The organism is Hylemonella gracilis (assembly GCF_004328645.1).
GTDB lineage: Bacteria > Pseudomonadota > Gammaproteobacteria > Burkholderiales > Burkholderiaceae_C > Hylemonella > Hylemonella gracilis_B.
On the sequence record NZ_CP031395.1, the window covers coordinates 2,298,791 to 2,325,420 of the forward strand.

General features: G+C 64.4%; 27 protein-coding genes and 2 pseudogenes. 16 read left to right on the plus strand and 13 right to left on the minus strand.

Annotation, left to right across the window (positions count from 1 at the left end; all coding sequences use genetic code 11):
- Window positions 1-17 precede the first annotated feature (17 nt).
- The 8 genes from DW355_RS10905 to DW355_RS10940 form a co-directional block, all read right to left on the minus strand.
- A complete protein-coding gene (locus DW355_RS10905) occupies window positions 18-866 on the minus strand; it encodes a shikimate dehydrogenase family protein (RefSeq protein WP_131282609.1) in 849 nt (282 codons plus the stop codon).
- 61 nt (window positions 867-927) lie between these two features.
- On the minus strand, window positions 928-1,932 hold the full coding sequence (locus tag DW355_RS10910) for a TRAP transporter substrate-binding protein (RefSeq protein ID WP_131280066.1): 1,005 nt from the start codon (window positions 1,930-1,932) through the stop codon (window positions 928-930).
- Between the two features lie 80 nt (window positions 1,933-2,012).
- Window positions 2,013-3,290 carry a TRAP transporter large permease subunit gene (locus tag DW355_RS10915; protein ID WP_131280068.1) on the minus strand — a complete coding sequence of 426 codons (1,278 nt, stop codon included), beginning with the start codon at window positions 3,288-3,290 and terminating at the stop codon, window positions 2,013-2,015.
- Window positions 3,287-3,850 carry a TRAP transporter small permease gene (locus DW355_RS10920; protein WP_131280070.1) on the minus strand — a complete coding sequence of 188 codons (564 nt, stop codon included), beginning with the start codon at window positions 3,848-3,850 and terminating at the stop codon, window positions 3,287-3,289. The genes DW355_RS10915 and DW355_RS10920 overlap by 4 nt, the downstream gene beginning before the upstream one ends.
- A 99-nt stretch (window positions 3,851-3,949) precedes the next feature.
- Window positions 3,950-4,639, minus strand: a complete 690-nt coding sequence (locus DW355_RS10925) for a TetR/AcrR family transcriptional regulator (RefSeq protein ID WP_131280072.1) — start codon at window positions 4,637-4,639, stop codon at window positions 3,950-3,952.
- A gap of 201 nt (window positions 4,640-4,840) precedes the next feature.
- Window positions 4,841-5,542 (minus strand): hypothetical protein, encoded by a 702-nt coding sequence (locus DW355_RS10930; RefSeq protein ID WP_131280073.1) that lies wholly within the window; start codon window positions 5,540-5,542, stop codon window positions 4,841-4,843.
- A gap of 109 nt (window positions 5,543-5,651) precedes the next feature.
- A complete protein-coding gene (locus tag DW355_RS10935) occupies window positions 5,652-6,119 on the minus strand; it encodes a type II 3-dehydroquinate dehydratase (RefSeq protein ID WP_131280075.1) in 468 nt (155 codons plus the stop codon).
- A 5-nt stretch (window positions 6,120-6,124) separates the two neighbouring features.
- Entirely contained in the window at window positions 6,125-7,135 is a 1,011-nt protein-coding gene (locus DW355_RS10940; RefSeq protein WP_131280077.1) for a TRAP transporter substrate-binding protein, read from the minus strand.
- Between the two features lie 102 nt (window positions 7,136-7,237).
- On the opposite strand from DW355_RS10940, the gene DW355_RS10945 reads away from it, so the two are divergent.
- The 5 genes from DW355_RS10945 to DW355_RS10965 all read left to right on the plus strand — a co-directional run bounded on the left by DW355_RS10945 (window position 7,238) and on the right by DW355_RS10965 (window position 10,241).
- Complete coding sequence (locus DW355_RS10945; RefSeq protein WP_131280078.1) at window positions 7,238-8,050, plus strand: IclR family transcriptional regulator; 813 nt, start codon at window positions 7,238-7,240, stop codon at window positions 8,048-8,050.
- Between the two features lie 161 nt (window positions 8,051-8,211).
- Entirely contained in the window at window positions 8,212-8,571 is a 360-nt protein-coding gene (locus DW355_RS10950; protein WP_131280080.1) for a VOC family protein, read from the plus strand.
- A gap of 21 nt (window positions 8,572-8,592) precedes the next feature.
- Window positions 8,593-9,009, plus strand: coding sequence for a DUF1801 domain-containing protein (locus tag DW355_RS10955; protein ID WP_131280082.1), 417 nt, complete (start codon window positions 8,593-8,595; stop codon window positions 9,007-9,009).
- Window positions 9,006-9,611 (plus strand): DNA-3-methyladenine glycosylase I, encoded by a 606-nt coding sequence (locus tag DW355_RS10960; RefSeq protein ID WP_131280084.1) that lies wholly within the window; start codon window positions 9,006-9,008, stop codon window positions 9,609-9,611. The genes DW355_RS10955 and DW355_RS10960 overlap by 4 nt, the downstream gene beginning before the upstream one ends.
- A gap of 153 nt (window positions 9,612-9,764) precedes the next feature.
- On the plus strand, window positions 9,765-10,241 hold the full coding sequence (locus tag DW355_RS10965) for a hypothetical protein (protein ID WP_131280086.1): 477 nt from the start codon (window positions 9,765-9,767) through the stop codon (window positions 10,239-10,241).
- Window positions 10,242-10,270: 29 nt separating this feature from the next.
- Here DW355_RS10965 and DW355_RS10970 read toward each other — a convergent pair whose 3' ends face one another.
- The gene (locus DW355_RS10970) at window positions 10,271-11,962 is read right to left on the minus strand and encodes a sensor domain-containing diguanylate cyclase (RefSeq protein ID WP_131280088.1); all 1,692 of its coding nucleotides are present in this window, start codon (window positions 11,960-11,962) and stop codon (window positions 10,271-10,273) included.
- A 199-nt stretch (window positions 11,963-12,161) separates the two neighbouring features.
- On the opposite strand from DW355_RS10970, the gene aroC reads away from it, so the two are divergent.
- A complete protein-coding gene (gene aroC, locus DW355_RS10975) occupies window positions 12,162-13,268 on the plus strand; it encodes a chorismate synthase (protein WP_131280090.1) in 1,107 nt (368 codons plus the stop codon).
- Between the two features lie 37 nt (window positions 13,269-13,305).
- Window positions 13,306-13,494, plus strand: coding sequence for a 4-oxalocrotonate tautomerase (locus DW355_RS10980; RefSeq protein ID WP_242671115.1), 189 nt, complete (start codon window positions 13,306-13,308; stop codon window positions 13,492-13,494).
- 76 nt (window positions 13,495-13,570) lie between these two features.
- Here the strand turns inward: DW355_RS10980 and DW355_RS10985 are convergent, their stop codons facing one another.
- Window positions 13,571-14,383 (minus strand): IclR family transcriptional regulator domain-containing protein, encoded by an 813-nt coding sequence (locus DW355_RS10985; RefSeq protein ID WP_242671116.1) that lies wholly within the window; start codon window positions 14,381-14,383, stop codon window positions 13,571-13,573.
- Window positions 14,384-14,538: 155 nt separating this feature from the next.
- Between DW355_RS10985 and DW355_RS10990 the strand changes: the two are divergent.
- The 7 genes and pseudogenes from DW355_RS10990 (at window position 14,539) to DW355_RS11020 (ending at window position 21,564) form a co-directional block, all read left to right on the plus strand.
- A pseudogene (locus DW355_RS10990) lies at window positions 14,539-15,503 on the plus strand (shikimate dehydrogenase family protein).
- A 57-nt stretch (window positions 15,504-15,560) separates the two neighbouring features.
- Window positions 15,561-16,700, plus strand: a complete 1,140-nt coding sequence (locus tag DW355_RS10995; protein ID WP_131280092.1) for an ABC transporter substrate-binding protein — start codon at window positions 15,561-15,563, stop codon at window positions 16,698-16,700.
- A 146-nt stretch (window positions 16,701-16,846) separates the two neighbouring features.
- Window positions 16,847-17,722 (plus strand): branched-chain amino acid ABC transporter permease, encoded by an 876-nt coding sequence (locus DW355_RS11000; protein ID WP_131280094.1) that lies wholly within the window; start codon window positions 16,847-16,849, stop codon window positions 17,720-17,722.
- A gap of 10 nt (window positions 17,723-17,732) precedes the next feature.
- Complete coding sequence (locus DW355_RS11005) at window positions 17,733-18,719, plus strand: branched-chain amino acid ABC transporter permease (protein WP_131280096.1); 987 nt, start codon at window positions 17,733-17,735, stop codon at window positions 18,717-18,719.
- Window positions 18,716-19,474: an ABC transporter ATP-binding protein gene (locus DW355_RS11010; RefSeq protein ID WP_131280098.1), complete on the plus strand. Its 759-nt coding sequence runs from the start codon at window positions 18,716-18,718 to the stop codon at window positions 19,472-19,474. Before DW355_RS11005 ends, DW355_RS11010 begins: the two co-directional genes overlap by 4 nt.
- Before the next feature lie 2 nt (window positions 19,475-19,476).
- Window positions 19,477-20,226, plus strand: a complete 750-nt coding sequence (locus DW355_RS11015; RefSeq protein WP_131280100.1) for an ABC transporter ATP-binding protein — start codon at window positions 19,477-19,479, stop codon at window positions 20,224-20,226.
- Window positions 20,227-20,361: 135 nt separating this feature from the next.
- The gene (locus DW355_RS11020; RefSeq protein WP_131280102.1) at window positions 20,362-21,564 is read left to right on the plus strand and encodes an MFS transporter; all 1,203 of its coding nucleotides are present in this window, start codon (window positions 20,362-20,364) and stop codon (window positions 21,562-21,564) included.
- 65 nt (window positions 21,565-21,629) lie between these two features.
- On the opposite strand, the gene DW355_RS11025 is transcribed toward DW355_RS11020, so the two are convergent.
- Window positions 21,630-22,838 (minus strand): methyl-accepting chemotaxis protein, encoded by a 1,209-nt coding sequence (locus tag DW355_RS11025; protein ID WP_165493180.1) that lies wholly within the window; start codon window positions 22,836-22,838, stop codon window positions 21,630-21,632.
- Entirely contained in the window at window positions 22,775-23,173 is a 399-nt protein-coding gene (locus DW355_RS11030) for a hypothetical protein (RefSeq protein ID WP_131280106.1), read from the minus strand. Before DW355_RS11030 ends, DW355_RS11025 begins: the two co-directional genes overlap by 64 nt.
- 274 nt (window positions 23,174-23,447) lie before the next feature.
- On the opposite strand from DW355_RS11030, the pseudogene aroQ reads away from it, so the two are divergent.
- Window positions 23,448-23,885 (plus strand): annotated as a pseudogene (aroQ, locus tag DW355_RS11035) (type II 3-dehydroquinate dehydratase); the annotation flags it as partial.
- Between the two features lie 115 nt (window positions 23,886-24,000).
- On the opposite strand, the gene andR reads toward aroQ, so the two are convergent.
- Window positions 24,001-25,053: an anthranilate 1,2-dioxygenase regulatory protein AndR gene (gene andR / locus DW355_RS11040; RefSeq protein WP_131280109.1), complete on the minus strand. Its 1,053-nt coding sequence runs from the start codon at window positions 25,051-25,053 to the stop codon at window positions 24,001-24,003.
- A gap of 287 nt (window positions 25,054-25,340) precedes the next feature.
- Between andR and andAc the strand changes: the two genes are divergently transcribed.
- Window positions 25,341-26,615, plus strand: a complete 1,275-nt coding sequence (gene andAc / locus DW355_RS11045; RefSeq protein ID WP_131282615.1) for an anthranilate 1,2-dioxygenase large subunit AndAc — start codon at window positions 25,341-25,343, stop codon at window positions 26,613-26,615.
- Window positions 26,616-26,630: the final 15 nt, after the last annotated feature.

A 26,630-nucleotide genomic window follows, 5' to 3' on the forward strand; every position in this document is an offset into this window, starting at 1 on the left:
CTCCGGTCGGGCAGGAATCAGGATGGCAGTTGCGCGGAATTCAGGCGCGCCACGGCACGCAGGGCCTCGGCCGTCGCGCTGGGGTATCCGAAGAACTCCAGGTAGGCGGGGATCATCTCGAACAGCATGTCGGTGCCGACTTGGATGGGGCAGCCGCGTGCCTGTGCGGCCGCCAGGAAGGCCGTCATCTCCGTGCGCATGACGACCTCGCCCACGAATGTGTGCGGTGACAGGCGGTCGACATCCACCGGCAAAGGGTCGCCCGGGTTCATGCCCAAGGGCGTGCCATTGACCACCAAGTCGAAACCTGCCGGGTCCTTGCTGCCGGTGTCCACCACGAGCGCCGGGTATTCGGTGCGCAGGCGCAGCGCCAGGGCGTCGGCGCTGGACATGTGCAGATCGTAGAGCGCCAACCGGGCCACGCCCGCGGCGGCCAGCGACGCGGCGATGGCGGAGCCCACGCCCCCGCTGCCCACCACCAGGGCGCTGGCACCTGGGAGCGCCAGACCCTTGCGGCGCACGCCGCGCACGAACCCCTCGCCATCGAACATGTCGCCGACGAGTCGGCCATCGCTCGTTCGCTTGACTGCGTTGCAGGCACCAGCGACGCGCGCGGTGCGCGTGACCTCGTCCAGCAGAGACGCCGTACTCACCTTGTGTGGCATGGTGATCAGGGCGCCACGGATGTTTTCCAGCAGGAAGATGGAGCGCAGCACTCCGGCGAACGAATCGGGTCGACAGCCCATGGGCACCACCACTGCGTTGACCCCGATCGATTCGAAATAGGGGTTGTAGATCAGCGGTGCCTTGAAGCTGTGGGTGGGAAAGCCCAGATGGGCGATCAACTCGGTGTTGCCGTCGATCAGGGCGCCCTGGAAGGCTCGTGCGTTCATCGGATGCTGCGTATCGTGTCGTTTCGAACCGGGTTTATTTGCGCAGACGGGCCAGCTCGGCCATCATGGCGTTGACGGTGGCCTCGCCCACATTGGCGGAATGCTTGGCGATCACTGGTTTCATTTTCTCGCGCAGCTTGGCCACTTCGGAGGCGGGCAACTCGGTGACCTGCATGCCGTTCTGCTTGAGCGTTTCCAGCAGGCTGCCGGCCAAGGCGCGCGACTGCTCGCGCTGGTACTTGATCGATTCCGTCACGGCGTCCTGCACGATCTTCTTGTCGCCAGCGGACAGGCCGTCCCAGAACTTCTTGCTGACCACGATGGACTGCGGGTTGTACTGGTGGTAGGTCAGGGCGAGGTATTTCTGAACCTCGTAGAGCTTGGCGCCGTTGATCGTGGCGACCGGGTTTTCCTGGCCGTCGACGGCCTTCTGCTCGAGCGCGGCATAGAGTTCGGGGAAGGGCAGGGGCGTGGGGTTGGCGCCGAGAGCGGACACCCAGTCGATGTTGATCGGGTTGGGGATCACGCGCAGCTTCAGGCCGGCGATGTCCTCGACCTTGGTGATCGGGCGCTTGCTGTTGCTGATGTGGCGAAAGCCCAGCTCGTAGTAGCCCAGGCCCACGAGGCCTTTCTCTTCGAGCTTGGCGTGCAGGCTTTTGCCGAAGGGGCCGTCGACCACGGCGTCGGCTTCTGCCGGGTTGGCGAACAGGAAGGGGAAGTCATAGATGGCGAAGTCCTTGACCAGGCTGGCGAAGATGCCCGAGTTCATCGAGGCCATCTCCAGCGTGCCGCCTTGCAAGGCCGATACATTGGCCTGGTCGCTGCCCAGTGCTCCGCCCGGAAAGACCTGGACCTTGAGCTTGCCGCCGGACTTGGCTTCCACGATCTCGGCGAACTTGTCCATGCCCAGCACGATGGGGTGGCCCTTGGCGTTCTGGTTGACAAACTTGATGGTCTTGGTCTGCGCCTGGGCTTGCGACAGGCCGAAAGCGGCGACCACCAAGGTGGCTGTCAGAGTCTTGAGGAAGAGTCGTTTCATGGTTTGTCTCCGATTTTTCTGGGACGCCCGTCACGAAGGCGGCTGCGGTGGCGTACCCTGATGCCACAGCCGCTCGGAAATCAGTAGAACCAGCGCGCCGGCACCATGACCAGGCTGGGGAAGAAGACCAGCAGGAACATCAGGATGAACTGGGCGATCATGAACGGCCAGACGCCCTTGGTCACGGCGTCCATGCTCATCTTGCCCACGCCGGCCACCGTGCTGAGGATGGTGCCGACGGGCGGCGTGATCAGGCCGATCGAGTTGTTGATGATGAACAGCACGCCGAAGTACACGGGGTCGATGCCGGCGGCCTTGACCAGGGGCATGAAGACCGGCGTGAGGATCAGGATGGTCGGCGTCATGTCCATGGCCGTGCCCACGAGCATGGTGATCAGCATCATCACGAACATCAGCAGGATCGGGCGATCCAGCAGGGGCTGCAGCAGCGACACCAGTTCGGCCGGCAGGTTGGCCACGGTGATCATCCAGGCCGAGACCATGGCGGCCGCCACGAGGAACATAACCACGGCCGTGGTCTGCGCGGCAGAGGCGAACAGCGCGTAGAGCTGCGAGAACTTCAACTCGCGGTAGATCACCATGGAGACGAAGAGCGCGTAAACGGCGGCCACGACGGCGGCTTCGGTCGGAGTGAAGACGCCGAACTTCAGACCCACGAGCACGATCAGCGGCAGACCGATAGCGAAGGTTGCGTCCTTGAACGCCGTCACCACCTGCTGGCGCGAGGCGCGCGGCGGCGGCTCGGTTTTCTCTTTGCGCACCAGCCACCACCAGGTGACCCACAGGGAGGCCCCCAGCATGATGCCGGGCACGATGCCCGCAATGAACAGCTTGGAGATTGAGACATTGGCCGCGACCCCGAAGATCACGAAGCCGATGGAAGGTGGGATGATGGGGCCCATCACGGCGGACGCCGAAAGCAGGCCGGCCGAGCGCGATTTGTCGTGGCCGGCCTTGATCATCATGGGCAGCAGCAGCGCGGCCAGCGCGGCGGCGTCGGCCACGGCCGAACCCGACAGGGCCGACATCAGCGCCGCGGCCAGGATGGCGACATAACCCAAGCCGCCGCGTACATGACCCACGAGGGTCATGGCCAGGTTGACGATGCGGCGCGAGAGGCCGCCGGTGTTCATGACTTCGCCCGCGAGCATGAAGAAAGGCACGGCCAGCAGCGGGAAGCTGTTGGCGCCCTCGATCACGTTCTGCGCCAGGATCTGGGCGTCGAACATGTCCAGATGCCACATCAACGCGGCGCCGGTGATGAGCAGTGAAAAAGCGATGGGAACGCCCAGCGCCATGGCGCCCAGCAGGGCGGTGAGGAAGATGGCGATGGTCATGCGCGGTTCTCCTGCATGTCACTGTGCCGCGTATTGTTCTTGTCGGCCGGAGCTTCCTCCGATTCCGAAAAGCCGATCAGCTCGGCGTCCGACATGTCTCCGCGCAGGAATTTCAGGAGCGTGTTGAGGATGATGAGAGCCGCAAGGGCGGCGAACACCATGCCGCTGCCATAAAGCCAGGCCATGGAAGCCTCCATGACGGCGCTGGTGGTCTGCAGATTGATCAGGGTCTGCTGCCAGGTACCCTTGAACATCAGCCAACACATGGCCAGCATGAGCAACTGGGCGATCACGAAGCAGACCTTGCGGCCCAGCAACGGCAACCGCGATAGCAGGGCATCCGTGCCGAGGTGGCCGCGACGATTCAGTGCCACCACCGCGCCGAGGAAGGTCATCCACACGAAAAGCCAACGCGACAGTTCCTCGGACACGGTGATGCCGGAGTTGAAGCCGTAGCGCAACACGACGTTGCCGAACACCATGAGCACCATCAGGGCCATGGAAATGACCATCAAGGCGTTGAAGCCCTGACAAATGCGGTCGATCAGTTTTTGAATCACAACGAGGTCTCCAATCTTTTATTTTGTACGAACTGGTTAGTTTTTGAACGGGGGATAACCCGGATCACTGGTGCCCCGGCGGGCGCCGCGCTTCCGGATTCAGTTCAGGCGCATGAAGCGCACGATCATTTCGACTACGTTGTCGCGCCGCTGGGCAATGTAGGCGCGCGTCGTCATGTCGAGCTTGAAGATCAGGCCAAAGGTGTGCCGGTTTGAAACGTTGAAGAAGCTCAGGGCCGAAATGGAGGCGTGGATGTCCACCGGGTCCAGGCCCTTGCGGAAGATGCCCGCCTTGATGCCGCGCTCGTAGAGGTTGCGGATCGCGGCGATGGCCGGCACGTTGAGTTCCTGGATGCGCGGGCTTTGCGCGAGGTACTCTCCGCGGTGGATGTTTTCGGACATCACCAGACGGATATAGCTCTCGTGATCGAGGTGGTGGTCGAAAGTGAAGGCCACCAGGCGGCGTAGCGCTTCCTCGGGCTCCAAGTCTTGCAGCTTGAGTTCGGACTCGATGTCGCGCACGCGCCGGTAGGCTTCTTCCAGCACGGCGAGGTAGAGGCCTTCCTTGCTGCCGAAGTAGTAGTAGATCATGCGCTTGCTGGTGCGCGTGGCCTCGGCGATTTCGTCGATGCGCGCGCCGGCCAGGCCCTTCTCGCCGAACTCGGCCTCGGCCACGCGCAGGATGTCGGCCTGCGTGCGTTCCGGATCGTTGGTCCGGCCGGGCGCCTTGCGCGCCGGCGCCGCCGAGCGGCCGGGACGGGCGCGTCGGCTTTGTACTGGTTCGTTCATTCACGAAGTATAGGGTTGCCATGACGACCGCCGCAACGGCCGGCAATGACCTGCCGCAGCGCCGCCACCCGGCTGAGGCTCAGCCTCGGGAGTGGGCCTCGCGTGCGGCCTTGCTAGCAGCGGCGTGGCCGGTCTGGCGCTGGTCACTGCGCGATTCGTCGGTGACTTCTTGCTGAGCTTCTGCTCGGTCGTGGCCCCGGCTCATGCCTCGGCTGCCGACAGGGTGGCGGAAATGCCATAGAGCCCTGCGACATGAGCATCTTTGCTGCTCTCTTCAAGACTCGCCGCACCTTGTAGCGCCAGCACGCTCGGCGCCAACTCCGCTGCAAGCAGGCTGCGCACGGATGCTGCGTCATAGCCGCAGACCAGAAACACCCAGTCCGCCGTGCGATCCTGACCTCGAATACGTTGCTCTTGCGTCTGCGCGACCTTGCCTAAATCGGCTCTCTCCAATAAATGCGCACCTGTCACACCGCGTCGCGTCCTTAGGGTTGCAACGAGTTCTTCCAGGTGCGCGCGCAATTGCAGGGTTCGCTCAGCTGCCGGCGATAGTCTCAGCGTGAGCATGTAGCGTCCAACGCCAGCTCCGGCACTGGCGGTCACTTCGCACAGGCTGCGGATCATGCCTGTGTGATGAGGCATCATTTTCACGGACCAGGGTGTCGGGGCGTTCAGGCGCGCCAAGTACGCGGGTCCGGCCAGTACCTCCCGGTCACTGAGCTCATACATCACGAAGAAGCCCGTCTCGTCGTCCTCGCTGGCCCAACGCGTACCGCGTCGAAAACCCGCAATATGCAGCCGCTCTGGAAAGTGCTCGCTGGTGTGCCAGTCGAGGAATTCGACGCGTTGCTCTGGAGCGATATGCCACCACATAGCTACCGCAGCCTTACCGATCAACGCCATGACGGACCTTTCAATCTGGTTTCGAACTTCATGGATGTTTCAACAGGCATGTTGAATTCGCGCCTGAAGCGATCACTTTTCGGAGATCGCTTCAGGTGTTGAATCCGAACTACAACGTTTGACCTGCTGCGATGGCGGTCCGGCTGTCCCGCACGATCTCCACGATGGCCCGCAGCCCCTGGAGATAGGAATGTCGTCCCAAACCCTGGATCGTTCCCTTCACCGCAGGCGAAATGATCGAATGATTGCGCCAGGCTTCTCGGGCAGCGATGTTGGACATATGGACCTCCAGCACCGGGAACGGCATGGCCTTGATTGCGTCGTGCAGCGGCACGCCGTGCTGCGTGAGGCCGGCCGGGTTCACGATCGCGCCATCCGCCGTATCGATGTGCTCGTGCAGGAAATCGATCAGCGCCCCTTCATGGTTCGATTGGAGTGTGGAGAGCGTCACGCCCAGCTCGCTTGCCAACTCCGCCAGCATGCTGTTGATCTGCGCAAGCGTCGTGGTCCCGTAGATGTGTGGCTCACGGCGCCCGAACAGGTTGAGGTTCGGGCCGTGCAGGACAAGGATTTTCATTTGACTCACAGCTTCGAGATCCGTTCCAGTTCAGCCTTGAAAAGGGTCACGATGGCCGGGTCGTAGGCAGCAGAGAACTTTTCGTAAACGGGACGGACCTCGGCGCGCATGCGGGCCAGTTCGGCAGGCGCGATGTCGTTGTAGATCATGCCTTTGGCCGTCAGTTCGCTCAGGGCCTTGCCAGAAACCTCGCGGCTGACAACGCGCTGCCAGTTCTGGGCTTCGATAGCAGCGTCCTGCAGAAGTTTCTGCTCAACCGGCGAGAGGCGGTCCCAGAAACGCTTGCTGATCTGAATGGGATTGGTCGCGTAGACGTGGTTGGTGCCGCTCACGTACTTCTGCACCTCGTAGATCTTGCTCGACTCGATGACGGCAAAGGGATTCTCCTGGCCATCGACAGCTTTGGTTTCGAGCGCGCCATATAGCTCGGCAAAGGCCATGGGCACCGGGTTGGCCTTGAAGGTCTTGAAAGTTTCCAGGAACACCGGGTTGGGGATCACGCGCAGCTTCAGGCCTTCCAGGTCCGAGCCTTTCGTGATGGGCCGTTTGCTGTTGGTGACATTGCGAAAGCCCAGATCGAAGAAGCCCAGCACCACCACGCCTTTTTCCGGCAACTTGGCGGCGAGCATTTTCCCGAGCGGACCATCGACCAAGGCATCGGCCTGCCGGGCATTGGCGAAGAGGAAGGGGAAGTCGAGCAGGCCGAATTCCTTGACGATGCCGTTCAGCGAAGTTGTCGATGCCACCAGCATCTCCTGCACGCCGCCTTGCAGCGCCGACTGTTGCTGCAGTTCGTTGCCCAGTTGTGACGATGGGAATTCCTGCACCTTGATCTTGCTGCCGCTCTTGGCCGCGACGATCTCGGCGAATTTGCGCACGCCCAGGCTGGTCGGATGGCCAGCATTGTTCAGGTGGCCGAACTTGATCACCCGGTCCTGGATGTCCTGCGCGCAGGCAAAGACGGCGGGCAGCAAGAGCGCGGCGCCCAGAAGGGCAGTCTTGAATTTGAGTGTCACGGTATGTCTCCTGTTGTCGATGGTGTCACCGTCGAGCGGCGGTGTTCGGGCATGATAGGAAGCAGTTCTGAATGCTGTTCCAAATAGGAATCTGATTTCACAATGTCGAATCAATCGGAGAGGCAAGCCGTGGGCGCGGTGGATCGCGCCCTGCTCATTCTTGAGACCTTGGCGGCTCAACCCGAGGGCTTGCCCCTTGCTGCGCTGGCCGACGACCTGGGCCTGCCGCGCAGCGCCTGCCACCGCCTGCTGCAGGAACTGTTGCGTTGCGGCTACGTGCGGCAGGTGCGCGAGCACGGTGACTACGCGCTCACCACCAAGCTGCCGGCGCTGGGCCTGAGCTTTCTTGGCGGCACCGGCATCGTGGATCTGGCCCAGCCCATCATTGACCGCTTGGCCGAAAGCGCGGGTGATCTGGTTCGCCTGGCCCTGGTGGATGGCGATCGCCTGACCTTCGTGGCCAAGGCCCAGGGCGCGCGCACCGGTCTGCGCTATGACCCGGACATGGGCATCGACGTGCGTTTGTCCTGCAGCGCGGGAGGGCATGCCTGGCTCATGACGCTGTGCGAGGAGCGCGCGATCGCACTGGTGGCGACCCAGGGCTTCGGCAGCCCGAAGCAATACGGCCCCAAGGCGCCCACGACCTACAAGGCGCTGATGAAGATCCTCGACGAGGACCGCCAGCGCGGCTACAGCATGATCGTGGAGTCGTACGCGTCGGGCATGTCGGCCATGGCCGCGCCCATTCTGCGTCGTGGTGGCGAGGCCGTGGGCGTGATCACCATTGCTGGTCCCTTGCAGCGGCTCACGGTGCCGCGCATGCAGGAGTTGGGCGCTGCGCTGCGGCAGGCCGCAGCCGATCTGGCGTTGGTCAGTGCTTCTTCGCCCTTGTTCGGACGGCGCGGAGCGGCCTGATGGCGCGGCTTTGAGGGATACTGCCGGTTCCTCCATGAACCGACGACGGATTGGGGTAACCCGCGCCGCCTAGGCCGCGCTCGAGAAACTGCCGATCCTGGCGCCGATCATCGGCTTGCCCGCGATCACGGCGCCGCTGCGCTGGAAGTAAGGAACCTGACATGCCCGCCCACGAAAAGCTGAACTACGTTGAATACCCCGCGCAGAACCTGGCTGAGACCAAAGCCTTCTTTCAGACTGCCTTTGGCTGGACTTTCGAAGACTACGGCCCGGCCTACATCGCGTTTGTCGGCGAGGGACTGGATGGCGGCTTCTTCCAGTCGGATTTGTCGGCCCGCGTCGAGCAGGGCAGTGCCCTGCTGGTGTTCTACAGCGACGATCTGGAAGTCACCCTGGCCAAGGTCGTGGGTGCCGGAGGGCGCATCGTCAAACCGATTTTCTCGTTCCCGGGTGGCCGCAGATTTCATTTCACCGAGCCCAGTGGCAACGAGTTCGCCGTCTGGGGACCGCCGCATGCATGACAGGCACACAGGACGTATTCCATGAAGATGAATCTGGCTTCCGCCCGTACACCCGATGAATACATGGCCTGTCTCACCGACTGGCAGCGTGCCTATGTGGGCGCTTTGCGGTTGATGGCGCTGACGACCGTGCCCCAGGTCGAGGAGCGTTTGCGATGGGGCCATCTCGTGTATTTCATGCACGGGCCGGTGTTGCTGATTCGGGTCGAGTCGCAGCGGATTTTGTTCGGTTTCTGGCGCGGCCTGCGTCTGAGACACATCGAACCGCGTCTCAAGCCCGGCGGCAAATACGAGATGGCGACGCTGGAATTGCTGCGTGAGACTCCGCTGGAGAAAGCGACCGTGCAACGTCTCGTACAGAGGGCGTGCGTGCTCAACCGCGGCCTGGGGGATCCGACTGCGGCGGCGGCGGCGAGTGCCGGCAAAGAACAGACATGAACAAAACCTGGATCGCGCCGGATGGTCAGCCGCGCTGCCACTGGTGCAGCACCACGCCTGAATACCTGGCCTACCATGACGAGGAATGGGGCCAGCCCGTGGCAGATGACCGGCGCCTGTTCGAAAAACTGTGCCTGGAAGGTTTCCAGTCGGGTTTGAGCTGGCGCACCATCCTGAGCAAGCGCGAGAACTTCCGCGCGGCTTTCCACGGTTTTGACTTCGAGCGGATTGCGCACTACACCGAACGCGACGTGCTGCGCCTGCTGGATGACGCAGGCATCGTACGGCATCGCGGCAAGATCGAAGCGGTGATCAACAACGCCCAGCGGATGCTTGAACTGGTGGATCAGGAAGGTTCCCTGGCAGCCTTCGTCTGGCGACTTGAACCCGAGGTCCGCACGCTGGTCGAGCCACAGACCCAGTCCACCTCGCCGGCATCGGTGGTTTTGTCCAAGGAGCTCAAGCAGCGGGGCTGGAAGTTCGTGGGGCCGACCACGGTCTATGCCTTCATGCAGGCCATGGGGCTGGTGAACGACCATGCGACGGACTGCGTGGTGCGCGCTCGCGTCGACTTGGCTCGCCAGGCTTTCCGGCGGCCCTGAAGCGGGAGCGGCTTGGGGGTTTCCACTCTACCGCCCCGGCATCTGCCCGTAGGCCACCGTGATGTGGCGTGCGCGCCATGGTGTGTCGTCAGCAGTGGCGCAGCACGCCCGGTCTTGCTATAACGGAACCACTGTCAACTGCCGGGAGTTCCCATGCCTTTCGATCTGTCCACCTTTACCCTGATCCATGTGCTGCTCAGCGTGCTCGGCCTCGTCGCCGGCCTGGTTGTGGCGGGGGGGCTGGTGTCCGGCGCGCGCCTGGACGGCTGGACCGCGTTTTTTCTGTCCACCACCATCGCCACCAGCATTACGGGTTATGGGTTTCCGGCTGACAAGGTGCTGCCCTCGCACATCGTGGGCGCCATTTCCCTGCTGGCCCTGGCGCTCTGCGTCTACGCGCGCTACGGCAGGAAGATGTTCGGAGGCTGGCGTCGTGTCTACGTCGTGACCGCGGTGACGGCGCTCTACCTCAATGCCTTCGTGCTCATGGTGCAGCTCTTTGTCAAGACGCCTGCCCTGGCCCGCTTGGCGCCTACCCAGAAGGAGGCGCCATTTGCTCTCACGCAGATCGTCATCCTGGTGGTCTTCGTCTGGATCGGCGAAAAAGCCTGGCGGCGTTTCCGTCCCTGAGCCCCAGGACAAGTTCGGGCAGCACACGCTCAGCGCGCGACCACCCGGTTGCGGCCCTGGGCCTTGGCTTCGTACAGGGCCTGGTCCGCCCGGGTGACCACGGCCTCGGCGCTGGCGTCGTCCTTGCGCGCGAGGCTCAGGCCCACGCTGGCCGTGACCTGTCCGACTTCAGGAAAATCCGTCGCCGCCACGGCTGCGCGGATCTTCTCGGCGACGGCCGAGCCTTCATTGGGGTCTGTGCATTCGGGCAGCAGCACCACGAATTCCTCGCCACCGTAACGGGCCACGAAGTCGGTGACCCGTGTTGATTGAGTGAGCAATTGACCCAGGCGTCGCAGCACTTCGTCACCTGCCTGATGGCCGTGGCGGTCGTTGATGGACTTGAAATGGTCGATGTCCAGCAGCAGCAGGCCAAAACCACGCTCGCTGCGGCCCAACAGCTGAAATGCCTCCTTGATGCGGGCATCGAAGTGCCGACGGTTATGGACTCCGGTCAAACCGTCCACGGTGGCCAAACGCTCCAATTCCTGGTTGGCGATGGACAGCGCCTCGGTCCGTTCGTGCACTTGCTGTTCGAGGGAGGCATTGAGTGTTTTCAGCTCCTTTTCATGGCGCAGTAGCGCACCTGTCATGGACTGGATCGAAGCGCTGAGTTGGCGAATTTCGTTGATTTGCTTGTGCTCATCAGGATAGACCGGCAGACGGTCACGACGCTCGACGTCACGCACGGCTCGGGCAAGTTGCTCGATGGGCTGGCTGACGCGAGTGGCCAAGCGGTAGGCGATGAAAGCGAACACAAAGGCAACAACCAGTCCAAAAATCTCCAGTTCGCGGTGCAGGGTTCTCAAGGGCCGTACCGCGTCATCCAGGGGTTGGCGCAACACGATACGCCAGCCTAGCGGTGTGCTTGTCTTGGCCTGAACCTCCGCGATACTGGTGAGATAGTCTCGGTCGTCGTTCCAGCGCAAGATTTCGTAGGGTTTATCTGGTTGAACCGGCTTCGGCAACTGCAGTGAACCTGTGTGATGGAATGGGTAGAGGATGTTGCCGTTCACGTCGGCGATCAGCATTTCCAACTGACGCTGGGTCGCATTCTGGGTTGTGGCGGCTTCCGCCATATCAATCACCCAGTCCCAGTGGGCCTGGGCACCCAACACGCCACGGACCCGGCCTTGCGCGTCAAGAATCGGGGCGGCAAAGTCAATGAAGCGCATGGGCTCCTTGGCGGCTCGCTGCGGAAATTGTTCCGCCAGCAACTGGGCTTCGTGCACGTCACCGGTGTAGGGCCCCTTGAGCGCAGCCTGATACCAAGGCCAATGTCCGATCTTGTTCCCAACCAGCAAGTCCTTGGGGGCTTGAAGCACGGTGCCATGGAGATCGACGACGCCAATCCAGGCGTATTCGTCATGGGTCTGCTGGCGCACGGTCAGCATTCGTCCTATTTCCGGATTGTGCAGATCGCCATTTGCGAAGACCAGCGACTCACGCAACAGTCGAATTTCCCGGTCTCGCTCGCTGAGGTTGCTGGCCAGTAGATCCGCAGCGGACCGCGCGCTGATGTGCAGCGTACGACCGCCAAATTCCGCAAGCTCCAGGGAGGCGATGCGGCCCACATACAGGCCAACAATGAGCAGGGTCGTCAGCGACAGCAGGCCGAACCAGAGAGTCAGGCGCCCGCGGAAATTGCCGGGGTGAAGACGGCGGAGCCAGGCAAGCAGCATGGTTGGTCGTTCCTCGTGCACCAAATATCTTGTGTACTGGCAGTGTAAGTGCTAAAAAATCTGCGCCGGTGTGTGCCGGGTGGAAGGCGAACTGGGGCCGCATGGCACCCTTCATCGAACATTGAACCCCGCCACGCTAAGGGCCGCGCCTGGCGTCAACTCTGCGTTCAATGCTTAGGCCTCGGGGATAATGCCGGCCATGAGCGGCAATACCTTTGGTCTACTTTTCAGCGTCACCAATTTCGGCGAATCCCACGGTCCGGCCATCGGCTGTGTCATCGATGGTTGCCCGCCTGGCATGGACCTCTCGGTCGAGGACATCCAGCCCGAGCTGGACCGCCGCCGTCCCGGCACGAGCAAGTTCGTCACCCAGCGCAACGAGGCCGACCAGGTCGAGATCCTGTCGGGCGTCTACGAAGGCAAGACCACCGGCACCCCCATCGCCTTGCTGATCCGCAACACCGACCAGCGCAGCAAGGACTATGGCGACATCCTGCAGACCTTCCGTCCCGGACATGCGGACTACAGCTATTGGCGCAAGTACGGCATCCGCGACCCGCGGGGTGGCGGGCGTTCTTCCGCGCGCCTGACCGCCCCCACGGTGGCGGCGGGGGCGGTGGCGCGCAAATGGCTGCTGGAAAAATTTGGCGTCGAAATCCGCGCCTGCATGACGCAGATCGGCGAAGTCCAGATTCCCTTTGAATCCTGGGCCCACGTTGCGCACAACCCCTTCTTCGCGCCCGTGGCGGATGTGTCGGCGCTGGAGCATTACCTTCAGGCCTTGCGCAAATCGGGTGATTCCTGCGGTGCCCGCCTGCGCGTGATAGCAACCCGGGTGCCGGTTGGCTTGGGCGAGCCGCTGTACGACAAACTGGACGCGGACATTGCTTACGCGATGATGGGCCTCAATGCCGTCAAGGGCGTGGAAATCGGCGCCGGCTTCGCGGCGGTGGCGGACAAGGGCAGCACGCATGGCGACGCACTCACCCCCGAGGGTTTTGTCGGCAACAAGGCGGGCGGCGTGCTCGGTGGCATCAGCACCGGGCAGGACATCGAGGTGTCCATCGCCCTCAAGCCGACCAGTTCCATCCTTGTGCCGCGCGTGTCCATCGATACTTCCGGCGAGGCGACCGAGCTGATCACCAAAGGGCGCCATGATCCCTGCGTGGGCGTGCGCGCCACGCCCATCGCCGAAGCCTTGCTGGCCCTGGTGCTGATCGACCACGCCTTGCGTCACCGTGCCCAGTGTGGCGACGTGCAATTGCCCGTTCCACCCATCCCGGGTCAGGTGTCTGACGCCGCGTGATCACCGATTCCCTCCCATTCTTCAGAAGGATCCCACCATGCCCGTCCTCCACGTCGAAATGCTCGAAGGCCGCACACCCGAGCAGAAGAAACAATACGCTCAGGCCCTGACCGAGGTCACGATCCGCACCCTGGGTGTTCCCCCCGAGGCGGTCGATGTGCTGATCACCGAGATCAAGCGCCAGGACTGGTTCATCGCTGGCGTGCCTTTCAGCGAGAAGAAGTAGCGCGCCACGTGGGCGCAGGCGGCGCGCCATCGGCCGCCTGCCGTTCTGGCCGTGGCCCCTGGGCCTGCAGTCCGCTTCAGATCAGATTGCGCATGGCCCGCGCCGTTTCCTGCAGCACCGGCAGCACGCGGGCTGCGGCGTCTGCTCCGCTTTCCTGGCCCATGGGCATCGTGACGTTCAGTGCGGCCACCACATCGCCATGATGATCGACCAGGGGCACCGCGATCCCGCGGTAGTTCAGTTCGAGCTGCTGTTCCGAAATGGCCCAGCCGCGCTGGCGAATGTGGGCCAGTTCCTCGCGCAGGCGCCCCTTGCGGATGATGGTGTGAGAGGTGTAGGCCTTCAGCTCCTGACGGGCCAGCCAATCTTCGGCCTCACCCTCATCGCCCAAGGCGAGCAACAGCATGCCCGCCGCCGTGACCTGCGCCTGCACGCGCGCGCCCAGCACATAGCCCGTGTTCATGTTGCGGTTCGGGCCGTTGCGCGCGATGCACACGATCTCGTCCCCGTCCAGCACGCTGACGTAGGCCGTCTCGCCGATGCCCGCAGTGGCGCGTTGCAGGAAGGGCTGCACGATGCGTGGCAGCCGGGCCGATTCCAGGTAAGAGCGTCCGAGGCGCAGCACGCGCGGCGTCAACCAGAAGAGCTTGCCGTCCGTGGCGACATAACCCAGGTGGACCAAGGTCAGCAGGTAACGCCGCGTCGCGGTGCGCGTCATGCCACAGCGCTCACCGGCTTGCGTGCTGGTCAGGCGTGGATTGGCGTCATCGAACGCCTCGATGACCGCCAGGCCTTTTTCCAGGCCGGCGATCCAGTCGCGTTTGTCGAGCGGGGGAGGGGAGCTGTGGGCGCCGGGGATCACGGGCGGCATTGTGCGGAGCGGGCGCATGGCGGACAGTTCAGGTGAAACCCTGGATGCGTTCGATCAGCGCGCAATTTTGATCGATATTCGCGCAATGCTCGGGCCGCTGTGGAACGAGGCGCGGCGGAATCCACTAAATTCGCGCCGATTCCCAATCTTCCACCCTTGGTGCCCGCATCCCCATGAACCTGTCCCATGCGCTTGTTCCCCCCGTGAGCGGGAGCACGGATTTGTTCCTGATACCGGGCTATCCGGTCGAGCAGGTCCGAGCGCCGGAAGTCTTCAACCGGGTGTTCGCCGCCCTGGGCATCAACGCGGTGCTGGTGCCGGTGCATGTGGCGCCGACGGACATCGAGTCGTTCGTGCAGGCAGTTTTCCTCGCGCGCAATGTGCGCGGTCTGTTCCTGGCCATCCCGCACAAGGCGCTGGTGATGGACCTGCTGGACGACTGTTCCCCCTGGGCCGTCTGGCCGGTGCGGTCAATGGCATCCGGCGCACGGCGTCGGGCCGGCTGGAAGGGGGGCTCTTCGACGGAGAAGGCTTGCGGGCCTCGTTGGACCATTTCGGCATGGCCTACGCCGGGCGGCGTGTGCTCATCCTGGGGGCCGGGGGTGGTGCCGCCGCCATCGGGGCGTCGCTGGCGGGGGTGGCGGCCGAACTGGCGCTGTATGACCCGGTGCCCGGCAAGGCAGCGGGCGTGGCTGCCCGCCTCGCCGGGGCTCGTGGGCAAGGGCAGGGCGGTGCGACACAGGTGCGGGCGGCTCAGGACAACGATCCCGCCGGGTTTGACCTCGTGATTCACGCCTCGCCGCTGGGCTTGCGGGCCGACGATCCGCTGCCGCTCGATGTCAGCCGCATGGCGCCGCACGCGGCCCTGGTGGACATCCTGATGAAGAACCAGCCCACGCCTCTGGTGCGCGCGGCCCGCGCACGCGGTCTGCATGCCCAGCCTGGGTTCGAGATGCTGATTCAACAAGCCCCGCTTTACCTCGATTTTTTCGGCTACCCCGAGGCGGCGCAGGCCGTGCGGCAGGACGCCACGTTTTTGCGCGAGCTGATCTATCCGACCGTGCTGGCGCGGGAGATTCCGCGCCCCGGCGACTCGGCACAATCCTGGGTTGCGCAAGCGCGACCCGTGGTCCATTGACCGCTTGCTTCGATTTCCCAACGCGTTACCTCACCTTCAACAACACAGGAGACATTCATGCAGAAACGTTTCACCCTCCAGCTCTTGGCCGCTTGTGCCCTGAGCGCTGCTTGTGCCACGGCGGCGCTGGCGCAGCAAGTCGTCAAGATCGCCAACATCGTGGAGCTGTCCGGCGCTGGGGCCACGGCTGGCACCAACTTCAAGAACGGCGTTGAACTGGCCGTCAAGGAAATCAACGCGACGGGCGGCATCCTGGGCCGCAAGATCCAGTCCACAACTTACGACACACAGAGCAACCCCGGCGTGGCCAAGGGCCTGACGCAGAAGGCGGTGGACGAGGAGGTGTTCGCCATCTTCGGGCCGGTGTTCTCGGGTTCCATCATGGTCAGCATGGCCGAATCGCGCCGCGCCGAAGTACCCAACTTCACGGGCGGCGAGGCGGCGTCCATCACGCAGCAGGGCAACCCCTATGTGTTCAGGACCAGCTTTGGCCAGTCCACCTCCTTTCCCAAGCTCGCGCGCTACATCAACGGCAAGGCCAAGACCCTGGCCGTGGTCTACGTGAACAATGACTTCGGCAAGGGCGGGCGTGATGCCATCGTCAAGCTGATGGAAGGCAGCCCGACCAAGGTGGTGGCCGACATCTCCACCAACCAGGGCCAGATCGACTTCTCTGCCACCGTGCTGGCGGTCAAGCAGAGCAATGCCGACGCCGTGTTCGTCTACACGAACGAGGAAGAGTCGGCCCGCGCGCTGCGCGAGTTCCGCAAGCAGGGCTGGACCAAGCCCATCATCGGCGAAACCACGCTGACCGGCCAGAAGGTGATCGAGCTGGCGGGCGATGCTGCCAATGGCGCCGTGGCCCACGTGGGTCTGACCGTTGATGCGCCGCCGACCCAGGCCTTCGGCGCCAAGTTCCAGAAGGAATACAACTACGTCTCGGATCACAACGGCATCAAGGGCTACACCGGCGTGTATGTGCTCAAGGCCGCGATCGAGAAGGCCGGCAAGTTCGACCGCGTCGCCGTGGCCCAGGCGCTGAAGAACGTCACTTTCACCGCCAAGCAGCACCCGGGCGTTCTGATGGACGTGAGCTTCGACGACAAGGGCGACATCGATCGCGAGAGCTTCATGGTCGAAGTTCGGAACGGCAAGCAGGTGGTGGTGGCCACGCTACCGCCGCTGGGCAAGAAGTAATCAAAAGAGAAGATAAGGTCTGGATCGGGCCGTGAGGGCCTCCGCGCAGACCGGCGCGGGGTGGGGCAGTTTTCAGACCCAATTTTCTTTCCCCGTGTTTGATGTTCCCGCCACCGTGTCGCGCGGCCGGCGGGAGCCGGAATCCCATGACTGACTTTCTGCAACTACTGATCAGCGGCCTGGCCACGGGCGCCATCTATGGACTGGCGGCCCTGGGCTTCACCCTGCTGTGGCAGGCCAGCGGCACCATCAATTTCGCCCAGGGCGAATTCGTGATGCTGCCGGCTTTTGTGATGTTGGGCTTCATGGCCCTGGGCGCGCCGCTGTGGCTGGGCTTCGTGCTGGCGGCCGGGGTCTCGGTGCTGGTGCTGGGCTGGGCCTTCAAGCGTGGCGTGGTGGACCCGCTGTTCAAGTACGGGATGATGCCCATCGTGGTCGCGACCATCGGTCTGGCCATCACGCTGAGCAACGGCATCCGCGCGGGGTACAGCGCCGAGGCGCATCCTTTCCCCAACCCCTTCGGCGACCATGTGTTCAACATCGCGGGCGTGACCATCACCTCCGGCGGCGTCGGCACCTTGCTGACCGCGCTGGCCCTGGTCTTCGCCACCCAGGCCTTCATGACCCGCACGGTCACCGGCCGCGCCATGCAGGCGGTGGCGCAGAACGCCGAGAGCGCCACCGTGCTGGGCATCAATGTGCCGCGCATGATTTTCTACGCCTTTGCCATCAACGCGCTGCTGGCCTGCGCGGCGGCCCTGCTGGTCACGCCGACCTACCTGGCCAAGTTCGACATGGGCGAGGGCCTGGGCACCAAGGCCTTCTTCGCCGCCATCATCGGCGGCTTCAACAACTCGCGCGGCGCCTTGCTGGGCGGCTTGATCGTGGGCGTGGCCGAGAACCTGGCGGCCGCTTATGTGTCCCCTGCCTACAAGGACGCCGTGGCCCTGATGATCTTCATGGTGGTCATCCTGTTCAAGCCGCAGGGTCTGCTGGGCAAGAAAGAAGAACGCAAAGTCTGAGGCCGCTCCCATGAAACGCATTTCCATCATCGTGGCGCTGATCGCCGCCCTGGGCCTGCTGATCGCACCCCAGTTCCTCAAGAGCTATGGCGTCTACTTGCTGACGTACTGGCTGATCTTCGTCATCGCCATCATGGGCCTGAACCTGACGGTGGGCTACGCCGGTCAGAAATCGCTGGGCCACGCGGCCTTCTTCGGTATCGGCGCCTACACCGCGGCCATCCTCATGAAGGCGGGCGTGAGCTTCTGGTTCAGCCTGCCGGTGGCCGCGCTGATCTGCTTCGGCGTGGGCTTGATCCTGGGCTTTCCGGCCCTGCGTGTGCAGACCATCTACCTGGCCTTCGCCACCCTGGGGTTCAACACCGCGGTCTGGCTGGTGATGCGCAACGAGGAATGGTTGACCGGCGGCACCTTCGGCATCAACAACATCCCCCGGCCCGAACTGCTGGGCTGGTCGCTCGAGAACAACCGCTACTACTTCTACTTCACGCTCGCCGTGACGCTGCTGCTGGCCTGGCTGCAGTGGCGCCTGCTGCGTTCGCCCTGGGGCAAGGCTTTCATGGCCCTGCGCGACAACCCCATCCGCGCCGAGAGCCTGGGCGTGCACATCCGCAACTACACGCTGCTGAGCTTCGCCATCGGCGCGGCCTACGCCGGCGTGGCGGGCGTGCTGTTCGCGTCCCTGGTGCAGTTCATCGAACCCGCGCCGTTCACGGTCGGCGCCTCGATCATGATGTACCTCATGGTCGTCGTCGGTGGCCCGGGTTATTTCCTCGGACCGGTGGTCGGTGCGGCGGTGGGCGTGCTGCTGCCGGAATGGCTGCGCTTCGCCCAGGCCTGGTACCTGTTCGTGTTCGGCGCGGCGGTGGTGCTGATGATGATCTGGCTGCCAGATGGCTTGCTCAGCATTCCGGACCGCATCCGCGCGCGGCGCCAGGCCCGTGCCGCGTCGGCCGCACGGGCGCGCGCTGCCGCCGCGCAAGGAGGCCAGGCATGAGCGCCATGGCTTCCACCCCCGTGCTCAAGGTCCAGGGCCTGAAGAAGTCCTATGGCGCCATCCAGGCCGTGGACGGCGTGAGCTTCGACGTTCGCCCTGGCGAAATCTTCGGCGTGATCGGCCCCAACGGTTCGGGCAAGACCACGATGTTCAACAGCGTGCTGGGCCAGATCAGCCCTGACGCCGGTTCGATCGAGTTGAATGGCCAGTCCATCACCGGCCTGTCGCCGCTGGAACTCAGCCGGCGCGGCGTCGGCCGTACCTTCCAGACCCTGCAGGTCTTCGGCAAGATGTCGGTGCGCGACAACCTGCTGGTGGCCGCGCAGGAACACCAGGGCAGCCTGTTGAGTCGCTTGTTCGTGCCGGGGGATTCAGGCCTGGGCGGCAAGGCCGACGCGTTGATTGACCTGTTCCGCGTCCGGCATGTGGCCGAGCAGCCGGCCGGCAGCCTGAGCTACGGTCAGCAAAAACTGGTGGACATCGCCATGGCCTTCATGAGCGAACCCGACCTGGTGCTGCTGGACGAACCCTGCGCGGGGGTCAACCCCAGTCTCGTGGGCGGCATCTCGGTCCTGCTCAAGCAACTCAACCGCGAGCGAAGAAGCTCCTTCGTCGTGATCGAGCACAACATGGACTTCGTGATGGACCTGTGCCACCGCATCATGGTGATGGTCGAGGGACGGGTGCTGGCCGTCGGCACGCCGGACGAGATCCGCGCCAACAAGCAGGTGCTCGACGCCTACCTGGGGAACTGACCATGGCCACCACTTCGTGCATTGAATTCCAGGACGTGGTCGCGGGCTACAAGGATTTCATGATCCTCAACAAGCTGTCCCTGCAGGCGCGGCGCGGCGCGATCACGCTGCTGCTGGGCCCCAACGGGGCCGGCAAGTCCACCGTGCTCAAGACCCTGTTTGGATTGCTGAAACCCCGCGAGGGTCGCATCCTGCTCGACGGCGAGGACATCACCGGCGCCAGCCCGAAGGATCTGCTGGCGCGGGGCATCGCCTTCGTGCCCCAGGGGCGCAATCTCTTCGGCCAGCTCACGGTGCACCAGAACCTCGAACTGGGTGGCATCACCCTGGGCATGAAGACCACGCACGCGCGCATTCCCGAGGTGCTGGAGTTTTTCCCGCGCGTGCGCGAGCGCCTGCACTCCCAGGCTTCGGCGCTGTCGGGCGGCGAGCAGAAGCAGCTGGAGATTGGCCGCGCGCTGCTGCTGCGGCCCCGCGTGCTGCTGATCGACGAGCCATCCATCGGCCTGTCGCCCCTGGTGGTGCAGGATGTCTTCAAGCTGCTGCGACGCCTGGCCGAGCAGGGCACGACCGTGCTGATGGTCGAGCAGAACGTCAAGAGCGCGCTCAAGGTGTCGGACGAGGCCATCGCGCTGGAATCCGGCCGCCGCGTGCTGCAGCGACCGGCGGCCGAGCTGCTGGCCGACCCGCACATCGAGCGCCTGTTCCTGGGCGGCGCGCACGCGGCCGCAACCACGGGTACCGCTGTCTGAATGGGGAAGGAGGCCGGGGCGTCCCCGGCTGGAGGACAATGCGGGCCTCGGCACTTCAGCCGAGGGCCTGTCCGAATCTGAAATGCCCGAATTGCCCGAAGCGATCGCGGCGCCGCCACCCCGAATCCTCACCCCATGCGCCTCGCCTTGCCCGGAGGGACCTTCACGGTCCTGCTCTTGCTGCTCTTGGGCGCGCAGCCCATCGCGACCGACCTGTACCTGCCGGCCCTGCCCGCCATCACGCGCGACCTGGGTCCGGCCAGCACCAGTCTGACCGTCTTCGCCCTGGCCTTTGGCATCAGCCAGCTGTTCAGTGGGCCCTTGGCGGATCGCTGGGGCCGCCGACCGCTGCTGCTGGCGGGTTTGGCGCTCTACGCCCTGGGCGCCCTCGGCGCGACACTGGCTGGCAGCATCGCGGCGCTGGCCGGCTGGCGCGCCGTGCAGGGCGTGGCCATGGCGGCCATCCTGATCTGCGCCCGTGCCGCGGTGCGCGACCGCTACAGTGCGCTGGAAGGACCGCGCGTGATGGCGCTCGGCCTGTCGGGCCTGGGCGTGGTGGCCCTGCTCGCGCCGCTGCTCGGCGCCGTGATGACGCAGTACGCCAGCTGGCGCTGGGCCCTGGCCTGCATGACGGCCTACGCGCTGGTGGTGCTGGTCTGGTGCGCCTGGCGCTTCCCCGAGACCCGGCCTGCCACCCCTCCCAAGGGCGCGCAAGGCGGCGCGCGCGAGGTACTGCGCAATGCGAATTTCTGGGCCTGGAGCAGCCTCACGGCGGCGACCTACGGCGGCATCTTTTGTTTCCTGCTGCTGTCGCCCATGGTCTACGTGGAGCGCTTGGGCCTCAGTCCACTGGCCTATGGCTGGATACCGGCCAGTGGTTCGCTGGTCTACACCTTTAGCACCGCCTGGTGTCGCCATCTGTTGCACCGGCGCACAGCGGTGCGCTGCGTTCAGCTCGGGGCCGGGTTCAGCCTGGCCGGTGCCGCGCTGCAGTTGGCAGGCGCGGTCTGGTGGCCGGACCGCATGGTGCCGCTGCTGCTTGGACACTGGGTCTACGTGGTCGGTCATGGTTTCCACCAGCCGTGCTCGCAGGCGGGCGCGGTGAGCGACTTACCGCAGGCGGCCGGGCGCGCCGTGGCCTGGTCCGGTTTCATCACCATGGCGGTGGCCTTTGCCCTGGGGCAGGCCGTGGCGCATTTCTCGCATGGGATCGATGGGGTGGGGCAGGGCGTCCTGACCGGTACCTGGCCCGTCGCCCTGCCCATGGCCCTGGCGGGCCTGTGCATCTGGTTGATCACGCGCTGCTGGCTTGCGCGCGTGCAACTTGCCACGCAGTAATTGCACGGCCGAGAACCCGGGAACCTGAAAACTACGCGTCTTTGCGTGGCATGCGGATTGCCGATTCAGCGTGACAGTCGGAAACTGGCCACGGTCTGCACCAGATCATTGGCCTGCTCGCGCAGCCCTTGCGCCGCCGCGGCAGACTGTTCCACCAGGGCGGCATTCTGTTGAGTCATCTGGTCCAGGTGGTGCACGGCCTGGCCGATTTCTCCCAGAGTGTGCGCCTGCGCGGCGCTGGAACTGGAGATGTGGGTGATGATCTGCGTGACCTGGTTGACGCTGCGCACCACCTCGCCCATGGTTTCGCCGGTTTCACTCACTAGGCGGCTGCCGCCATCCACGCGCTCGATGGAGGCGGAGATCAGTGACTTGATCGTGCGCGCGGCCTCGGCCGAGCGCTGGGCCAAGGAGCGCACCTCGCCCGCCACCACGGCGAAACCCCGTCCCTGTTCGCCCGCGCGGGCGGCTTCCACGGCGGCGTTCAGGGCCAGGATGTTGGTCTGGAACGCGATGCCATCGATCACGCCGATGATGTCGCCAATCTGGTTGGACGCGTTCTGGATATCGCGCATGGTGCGGACCACTTCTTCTACCATGGCACCTCCGCGATGCGCCACTTGCGAGGCGGTCTGCGCCAGGGCGTCCGCTTGGCGCGCGGCCTCGGCGTTTTGGCGCACGCCATCGCTCAATTGGGCCATGGCCGCACCGGTTTGCTCCAGGCTGCTGGCAGCCTGCTCGGTGCGGTTGGAGAGATCCTGGTTGCCCGAGGCAATTTCGCTAGAGGCGAGTCGCACTTCATCGGCCGAGCTGCGCACGGAGGCGATGGTGACAGCCAGCCTCTCCTGCATTTCGGAAAGGCTCAGACTCAAGGCGGCCAGCTCGTCACCACCCCGGGCGTCGATGCGCTGAGTCAAGTCCCCGTCGGCGATATGCGCCGTCTGCCTGCGCGCTGTTTCCAGGGGCTGTGTCACGGAGCGGGTGATCATCAGGGCCACCGCGACGCCCAGAACCGACGCCAGGCCGAGCAGCGCGACGACCAGTCCGCGCGTCAGACGGGCCTGGTCTTCCATCTCGGCGGTGGCCTTGGCCACGCTGTCGTGGGTGTAGTCCGCATAGGCGTTGATCGCCTCCAGATAGGTTTCCATGGCGGGAATCAGATCGCCGGAAATCCCCGCGATCACGTTCTCGCCGGCTTCCTTTTTCTTGATCAACCCCTCTCGCAGGTCTTGGTAGACCTTGCGCTTTTGGTTGATGACCTCGACCAGATGCACGGCTTCGGGGCTTGCTCGATGCCGTTGAGTTCCTTCTGCACGGCGTCGATGCGGGCCGACGTCTCCTTGGATTTGCGAGTGAATGCCGTAACGAAGACCGGGTCGTTCACGGCCATGCTGACCAGCCTACGCTGGATGCTGACTTCGGTGAGGCCGGCCCATTGCCGCGAAAGATCGAGCGCGTGCATGTCCACCTCGACCAGTCGGTGGATGCGGCTGTTGAGCTGGCCCACGCGGAGCACGCCCACGACCGAGCCACCGATCAGCAGCGCCATGACCAGCGCGAAGCCTGCGAGCACGCGGTTGCGCAGTTTCCAACGATTCAGGAAGTGCATGGCATGCCCTCGCTCATTTTTGTGGACGTGGTTTGGATGAACTGGCTCACAGGGGAATACATGAAGAGAGATGTTGTAGGCAGTCGTGGTTGCGTTGAAAAACGCCCGGCGAGCATATATGTCGCTCTTGACATTTCAATGTCAAAGAAAAGTCTTGGAGAAGATGGCGCTTGCCTGTCAGATGGAGCAAGGGGTCGGCTCATGGCGGTGCGTCCAACGGACCGTTCGGGGCTGATTCCCTGCCCGGAGAGGGGATCGCTTAGACTCAAACACCATGAAAACCCTCTACGTCTTCAATGGTCCCAACCTCAACCTGCTGGGCACGCGCGAGCCGGGCATCTACGGCGCGCAGACCCTGGCCGATGTGCAGGCCCTGTGCGAACGCGCGGCGGCCCAGCATGGGTTGAAGCTGGATTTTCGTCAAACCAACCACGAAGGTGCGCTGGTCGATTGGCTGCACGAAGCCGGGCGGGCTCAGGCCCAGGGCACCGCCATCGGCGTGGTGCTCAACGCCGGCGCGTACACCCACACCAGCATCGCCCTGCACGACGCGATCAAGGGCGCGGGTGTGCGCCTGATCGAGCTGCACATCAGCAACGTCCATGCCCGCGAGGCCTTCCGCCACCACAGCTACATCAGCCCCGTGGCCTCGGCCGTGATGGCGGGCTTTGGCGTGGGCGGTTATGCCTTGGCCATCGATGGCCTGGTGATGCAACATCGCGCCAGCGAGGCTGTGGTGCGCGAGGGCCGCGCGCTCGAAGCACCGGCTGCGCCCGAGGGCGTCGCGCGCCTGCCGTCCAAGGACTGAGCGCACAGACTCGCCTCGGTCAGCGCCGCGCCGTCAGCGTGACCGAAGGCGGCACGCCATAACGTCGGCGATAAGCCTGGGCGAAACGCCCCAGGTGAGTGAAGCCGCAATCGAAGGCGATGGTGGCGACGGACGTCGTCTCCTGGGCTGCCCCGTTCCTCGGTTCGCTTGCCCCGGCGCGCAGCAGAGCGTGGGCACGTTCCAGGCGCAGGGCCTGCAGGTGCTGCATGGGGCTGGTGGCGCGAAAGCGCTTGAAGGCTTCCAGCAGAGTGCGCGTGGGCGTGCCGGCCGCCGTGGCGATGTCGACCAGGCGCAGGGCCGAGCCCGCGTGTTCTTCCATGTAGCGTTCGGCGCGCAGCACGCAGGCCGGCGCGATGCCCGTGATCTGCAGGTTGGCGTCGTGCGTGTCCGCGCCCAGGCCCTGGCCTTCGTGCAGCAGATGCACCAGGAGGCGTTCCATCTCGACGGCGACCAAGGGATGGCGCCGTGCCGTGTCCAGTAGCGCGGGTGAGGCCGCGAGCAGGCGCAGTTGGTCCAGCCAGGCCTGCAGCGCGGGGCGGCGCAGATCCAGCGCTGCGTGAAAGCGGGCGGGCATCTCGTCCAGACCCAGGTGGGCCTCGACCATGCGGCGGTCCAGGCGCAGTACAAACTGCTCGCAATCCGGAGACAGATCGGCCAGGAAGGAATGACCCGGCGCGCAGATGACGCCGCTGCGGGTGCTGGCCGTCAGGGTCTGGCCGGCGCTGCGTACCTGGGCGTGCCCGCGCAGGCAGAACATCAGCAGGTGGTAGTCCTCCACCGCCTCCACATCCACCCGTGTGGGCTGGCCGAAGAAGGCGATCGTGCCCAGGCCCAGGTCGCCCAGGCGGGTGTAGTCCATGTGGGAACGCGATGGTGTCCCCAAACCTGCGCCGAGTGGCTGCAGGCGGTGCGGTTGCATCACGCGCGAGATGCGTTCGCGCGCTTCGTCCAGGTCGCCCGATTCAAACAGTCGGTGCGCGCGCAAGGCCTGTGGTTCGAACGGTCCCGGGACGGCTGTGACGGCGACTGCGGTACGAGGGGCAAGTTGCATGGCCGGTTCGGTGTTCCAAGGAAGAGCCCGGAAGCAGGCAGAAATCAGCAAGAAGCGCGCCAAGCCCCGCAGGCGTTTCTTCGTGCAGATCAAGCCGCGACGTGAAAGCCGCGCGAAACGGACAGTGCATGCCTCGGTCTGCCACAAACGGATAGCCGTGCGACCGTGAGACTTCAACAATGAGGCCATGCCCCGCCACGCCGACATGGCGCAGGTCGGGGTAAGTCGCAAGGAGAACACTTATGAATGACGTCGTTGACATCGGTGCACCGAAAACGGGCGCGAATATGGGGGCAGGGGCCTCGGTGCCTGCCCAAGAAGCCGTGGTGCATTTCCCCCGGGCGGACGGTTCGCGCACGCCCTATAAGGTGTTCAGCTCGCAGGAGGTCTACGAGCGCGAGCAGGAACGCATCTACCGCGGTCCGGTCTGGAGCTTCGTGGCGCTGGAATGCGAGATCCCGAACCCGGGCGACTACAAAAGCACCTTCGTGGGCGACACGCCCGTGGTGGTGACGCGCACGCCCGAAGGCGAACTGGCCTGCTGGGTCAACCGCTGCGCGCACCGGGGCGCCATGGTCTGCCGCAATGCGCGCGGCAACGCCAAGGAACACACCTGCGTCTACCACCAGTGGAGTTTCGACTGCAAGGGCAATTTGCAGGGCGTTCCTTTTCGGCGCGGCAAGGACGGCGCGCCCGGCATGCCAGCCGACTTCAAGACCGCCGAACATAGCCTGAAAGCTTTGCGCGTGGACAGCTACCAGGGCATCGTCTTCGCCACCTTCAGTGCGGAGACACCGCCGCTGCCCGAGTACCTGGGCGCTGAAATGCGGCCCTGGGTGGACCGCATCATGCACAAGCCCATCGTCTACCTGGGCTGCACGCGGCAATTCGCCAAGAGCAACTGGAAGCTCTATTACGAGAACGTGAAGGACCCGTACCACGCCAGCCTGCTGCACCTGTTCCACACCACTTTCAACATCTTCCGCGTGGGCATGAAAGCGCGTTCCCTGCCCGACGCCACGCACGGTCTGCACAGCATCATCACCGCGACCAAACCCAAGGAAGAAAAAGAAGACACGGCCGACGCCTACAAACAGCAGGCCATCCGCTCCATGGACGAAGGCTTCCACCTGGAGGACGACTCGGTGCTGGGTTTCGTCTCCGAGTACGAGGAAGACTGCACCAACCACATCCAGACCATCTTTCCGCAACTGGTGCTGCAGCAGATCCACAACACGCTGGTCTGCCGCCAGGTGCTGCCCAAAGGGCCGGATCAGTTCGAGCTGGTGTTCCACTTCTTCGGCTACGAAGACGACACGCCCGAGCTGCGTGCCTTGCGCATCAAGCAGGCCAACCTCGTCGGGCCGGCCGGCTACATCTCGATGGAAGACACCGAGGCGACGGAGTTGGTGCAGCGCGCCACTCTGCGCGACGGTGACGCCGCTTCCATCATGGCGCTGGGGTTGACCGACGGTGATGTCGAGCCGCGGCAGGACACCATGATCACCGAGAATCTGATCCGCAAGTTCTGGGCGGGGTACCAGAAGCTCATGGGCTATTGAAACGGACCGAAGAGG

Excerpts from the sequence above, each read along its gene's own strand:
- DW355_RS10930 (WP_131280073.1), bottom strand. The coding sequence starts at position 5,542 with ATGGCGTTGATCGGTAAGGCTGCGGTAGCTATGTGGTGGCATATCGCT.
- DW355_RS10995 (WP_131280092.1), top strand. The coding sequence starts at position 15,561 with ATGCAGAAACGTTTCACCCTCCAGCTCTTGGCCGCTTGTGCCCTGAGC.
- DW355_RS10955 (WP_131280082.1), top strand. The coding sequence starts at position 8,593 with ATGAAGATGAATCTGGCTTCCGCCCGTACACCCGATGAATACATGGCC.
- DW355_RS10935 (WP_131280075.1), bottom strand. The coding sequence starts at position 6,119 with ATGAAAATCCTTGTCCTGCACGGCCCGAACCTCAACCTGTTCGGGCGC.
- DW355_RS10970 (WP_131280088.1), bottom strand. The coding sequence starts at position 11,962 with ATGCTGCTTGCCTGGCTCCGCCGTCTTCACCCCGGCAATTTCCGCGGG.
- DW355_RS11010 (WP_131280098.1), top strand. The coding sequence starts at position 18,716 with ATGAGCGCCATGGCTTCCACCCCCGTGCTCAAGGTCCAGGGCCTGAAG.
- DW355_RS10915 (WP_131280068.1), bottom strand. The coding sequence starts at position 3,290 with ATGACCATCGCCATCTTCCTCACCGCCCTGCTGGGCGCCATGGCGCTG.
- DW355_RS11020 (WP_131280102.1), top strand. The coding sequence starts at position 20,362 with ATGCGCCTCGCCTTGCCCGGAGGGACCTTCACGGTCCTGCTCTTGCTG.
- DW355_RS10965 (WP_131280086.1), top strand. The coding sequence starts at position 9,765 with ATGCCTTTCGATCTGTCCACCTTTACCCTGATCCATGTGCTGCTCAGC.
- andR (WP_131280109.1), bottom strand. The coding sequence starts at position 25,053 with ATGCAACTTGCCCCTCGTACCGCAGTCGCCGTCACAGCCGTCCCGGGA.
- DW355_RS11000 (WP_131280094.1), top strand. The coding sequence starts at position 16,847 with ATGACTGACTTTCTGCAACTACTGATCAGCGGCCTGGCCACGGGCGCC.
- DW355_RS10985 (WP_242671116.1), bottom strand. The coding sequence starts at position 14,383 with ATGCGCCCGCTCCGCACAATGCCGCCCGTGATCCCCGGCGCCCACAGC.
- DW355_RS11030 (WP_131280106.1), bottom strand. The coding sequence starts at position 23,173 with ATGCACTTCCTGAATCGTTGGAAACTGCGCAACCGCGTGCTCGCAGGC.
- DW355_RS11015 (WP_131280100.1), top strand. The coding sequence starts at position 19,477 with ATGGCCACCACTTCGTGCATTGAATTCCAGGACGTGGTCGCGGGCTAC.
- DW355_RS11005 (WP_131280096.1), top strand. The coding sequence starts at position 17,733 with ATGAAACGCATTTCCATCATCGTGGCGCTGATCGCCGCCCTGGGCCTG.
- DW355_RS10945 (WP_131280078.1), top strand. The coding sequence starts at position 7,238 with ATGTCGAATCAATCGGAGAGGCAAGCCGTGGGCGCGGTGGATCGCGCC.
- DW355_RS10960 (WP_131280084.1), top strand. The coding sequence starts at position 9,006 with ATGAACAAAACCTGGATCGCGCCGGATGGTCAGCCGCGCTGCCACTGG.
- DW355_RS10950 (WP_131280080.1), top strand. The coding sequence starts at position 8,212 with ATGCCCGCCCACGAAAAGCTGAACTACGTTGAATACCCCGCGCAGAAC.
- DW355_RS10925 (WP_131280072.1), bottom strand. The coding sequence starts at position 4,639 with ATGAACGAACCAGTACAAAGCCGACGCGCCCGTCCCGGCCGCTCGGCG.
- aroC (WP_131280090.1), top strand. The coding sequence starts at position 12,162 with ATGAGCGGCAATACCTTTGGTCTACTTTTCAGCGTCACCAATTTCGGC.
- DW355_RS10910 (WP_131280066.1), bottom strand. The coding sequence starts at position 1,932 with ATGAAACGACTCTTCCTCAAGACTCTGACAGCCACCTTGGTGGTCGCC.
- andAc (WP_131282615.1), top strand. The coding sequence starts at position 25,341 with ATGGGGGCAGGGGCCTCGGTGCCTGCCCAAGAAGCCGTGGTGCATTTC.
- DW355_RS10980 (WP_242671115.1), top strand. The coding sequence starts at position 13,306 with ATGCCCGTCCTCCACGTCGAAATGCTCGAAGGCCGCACACCCGAGCAG.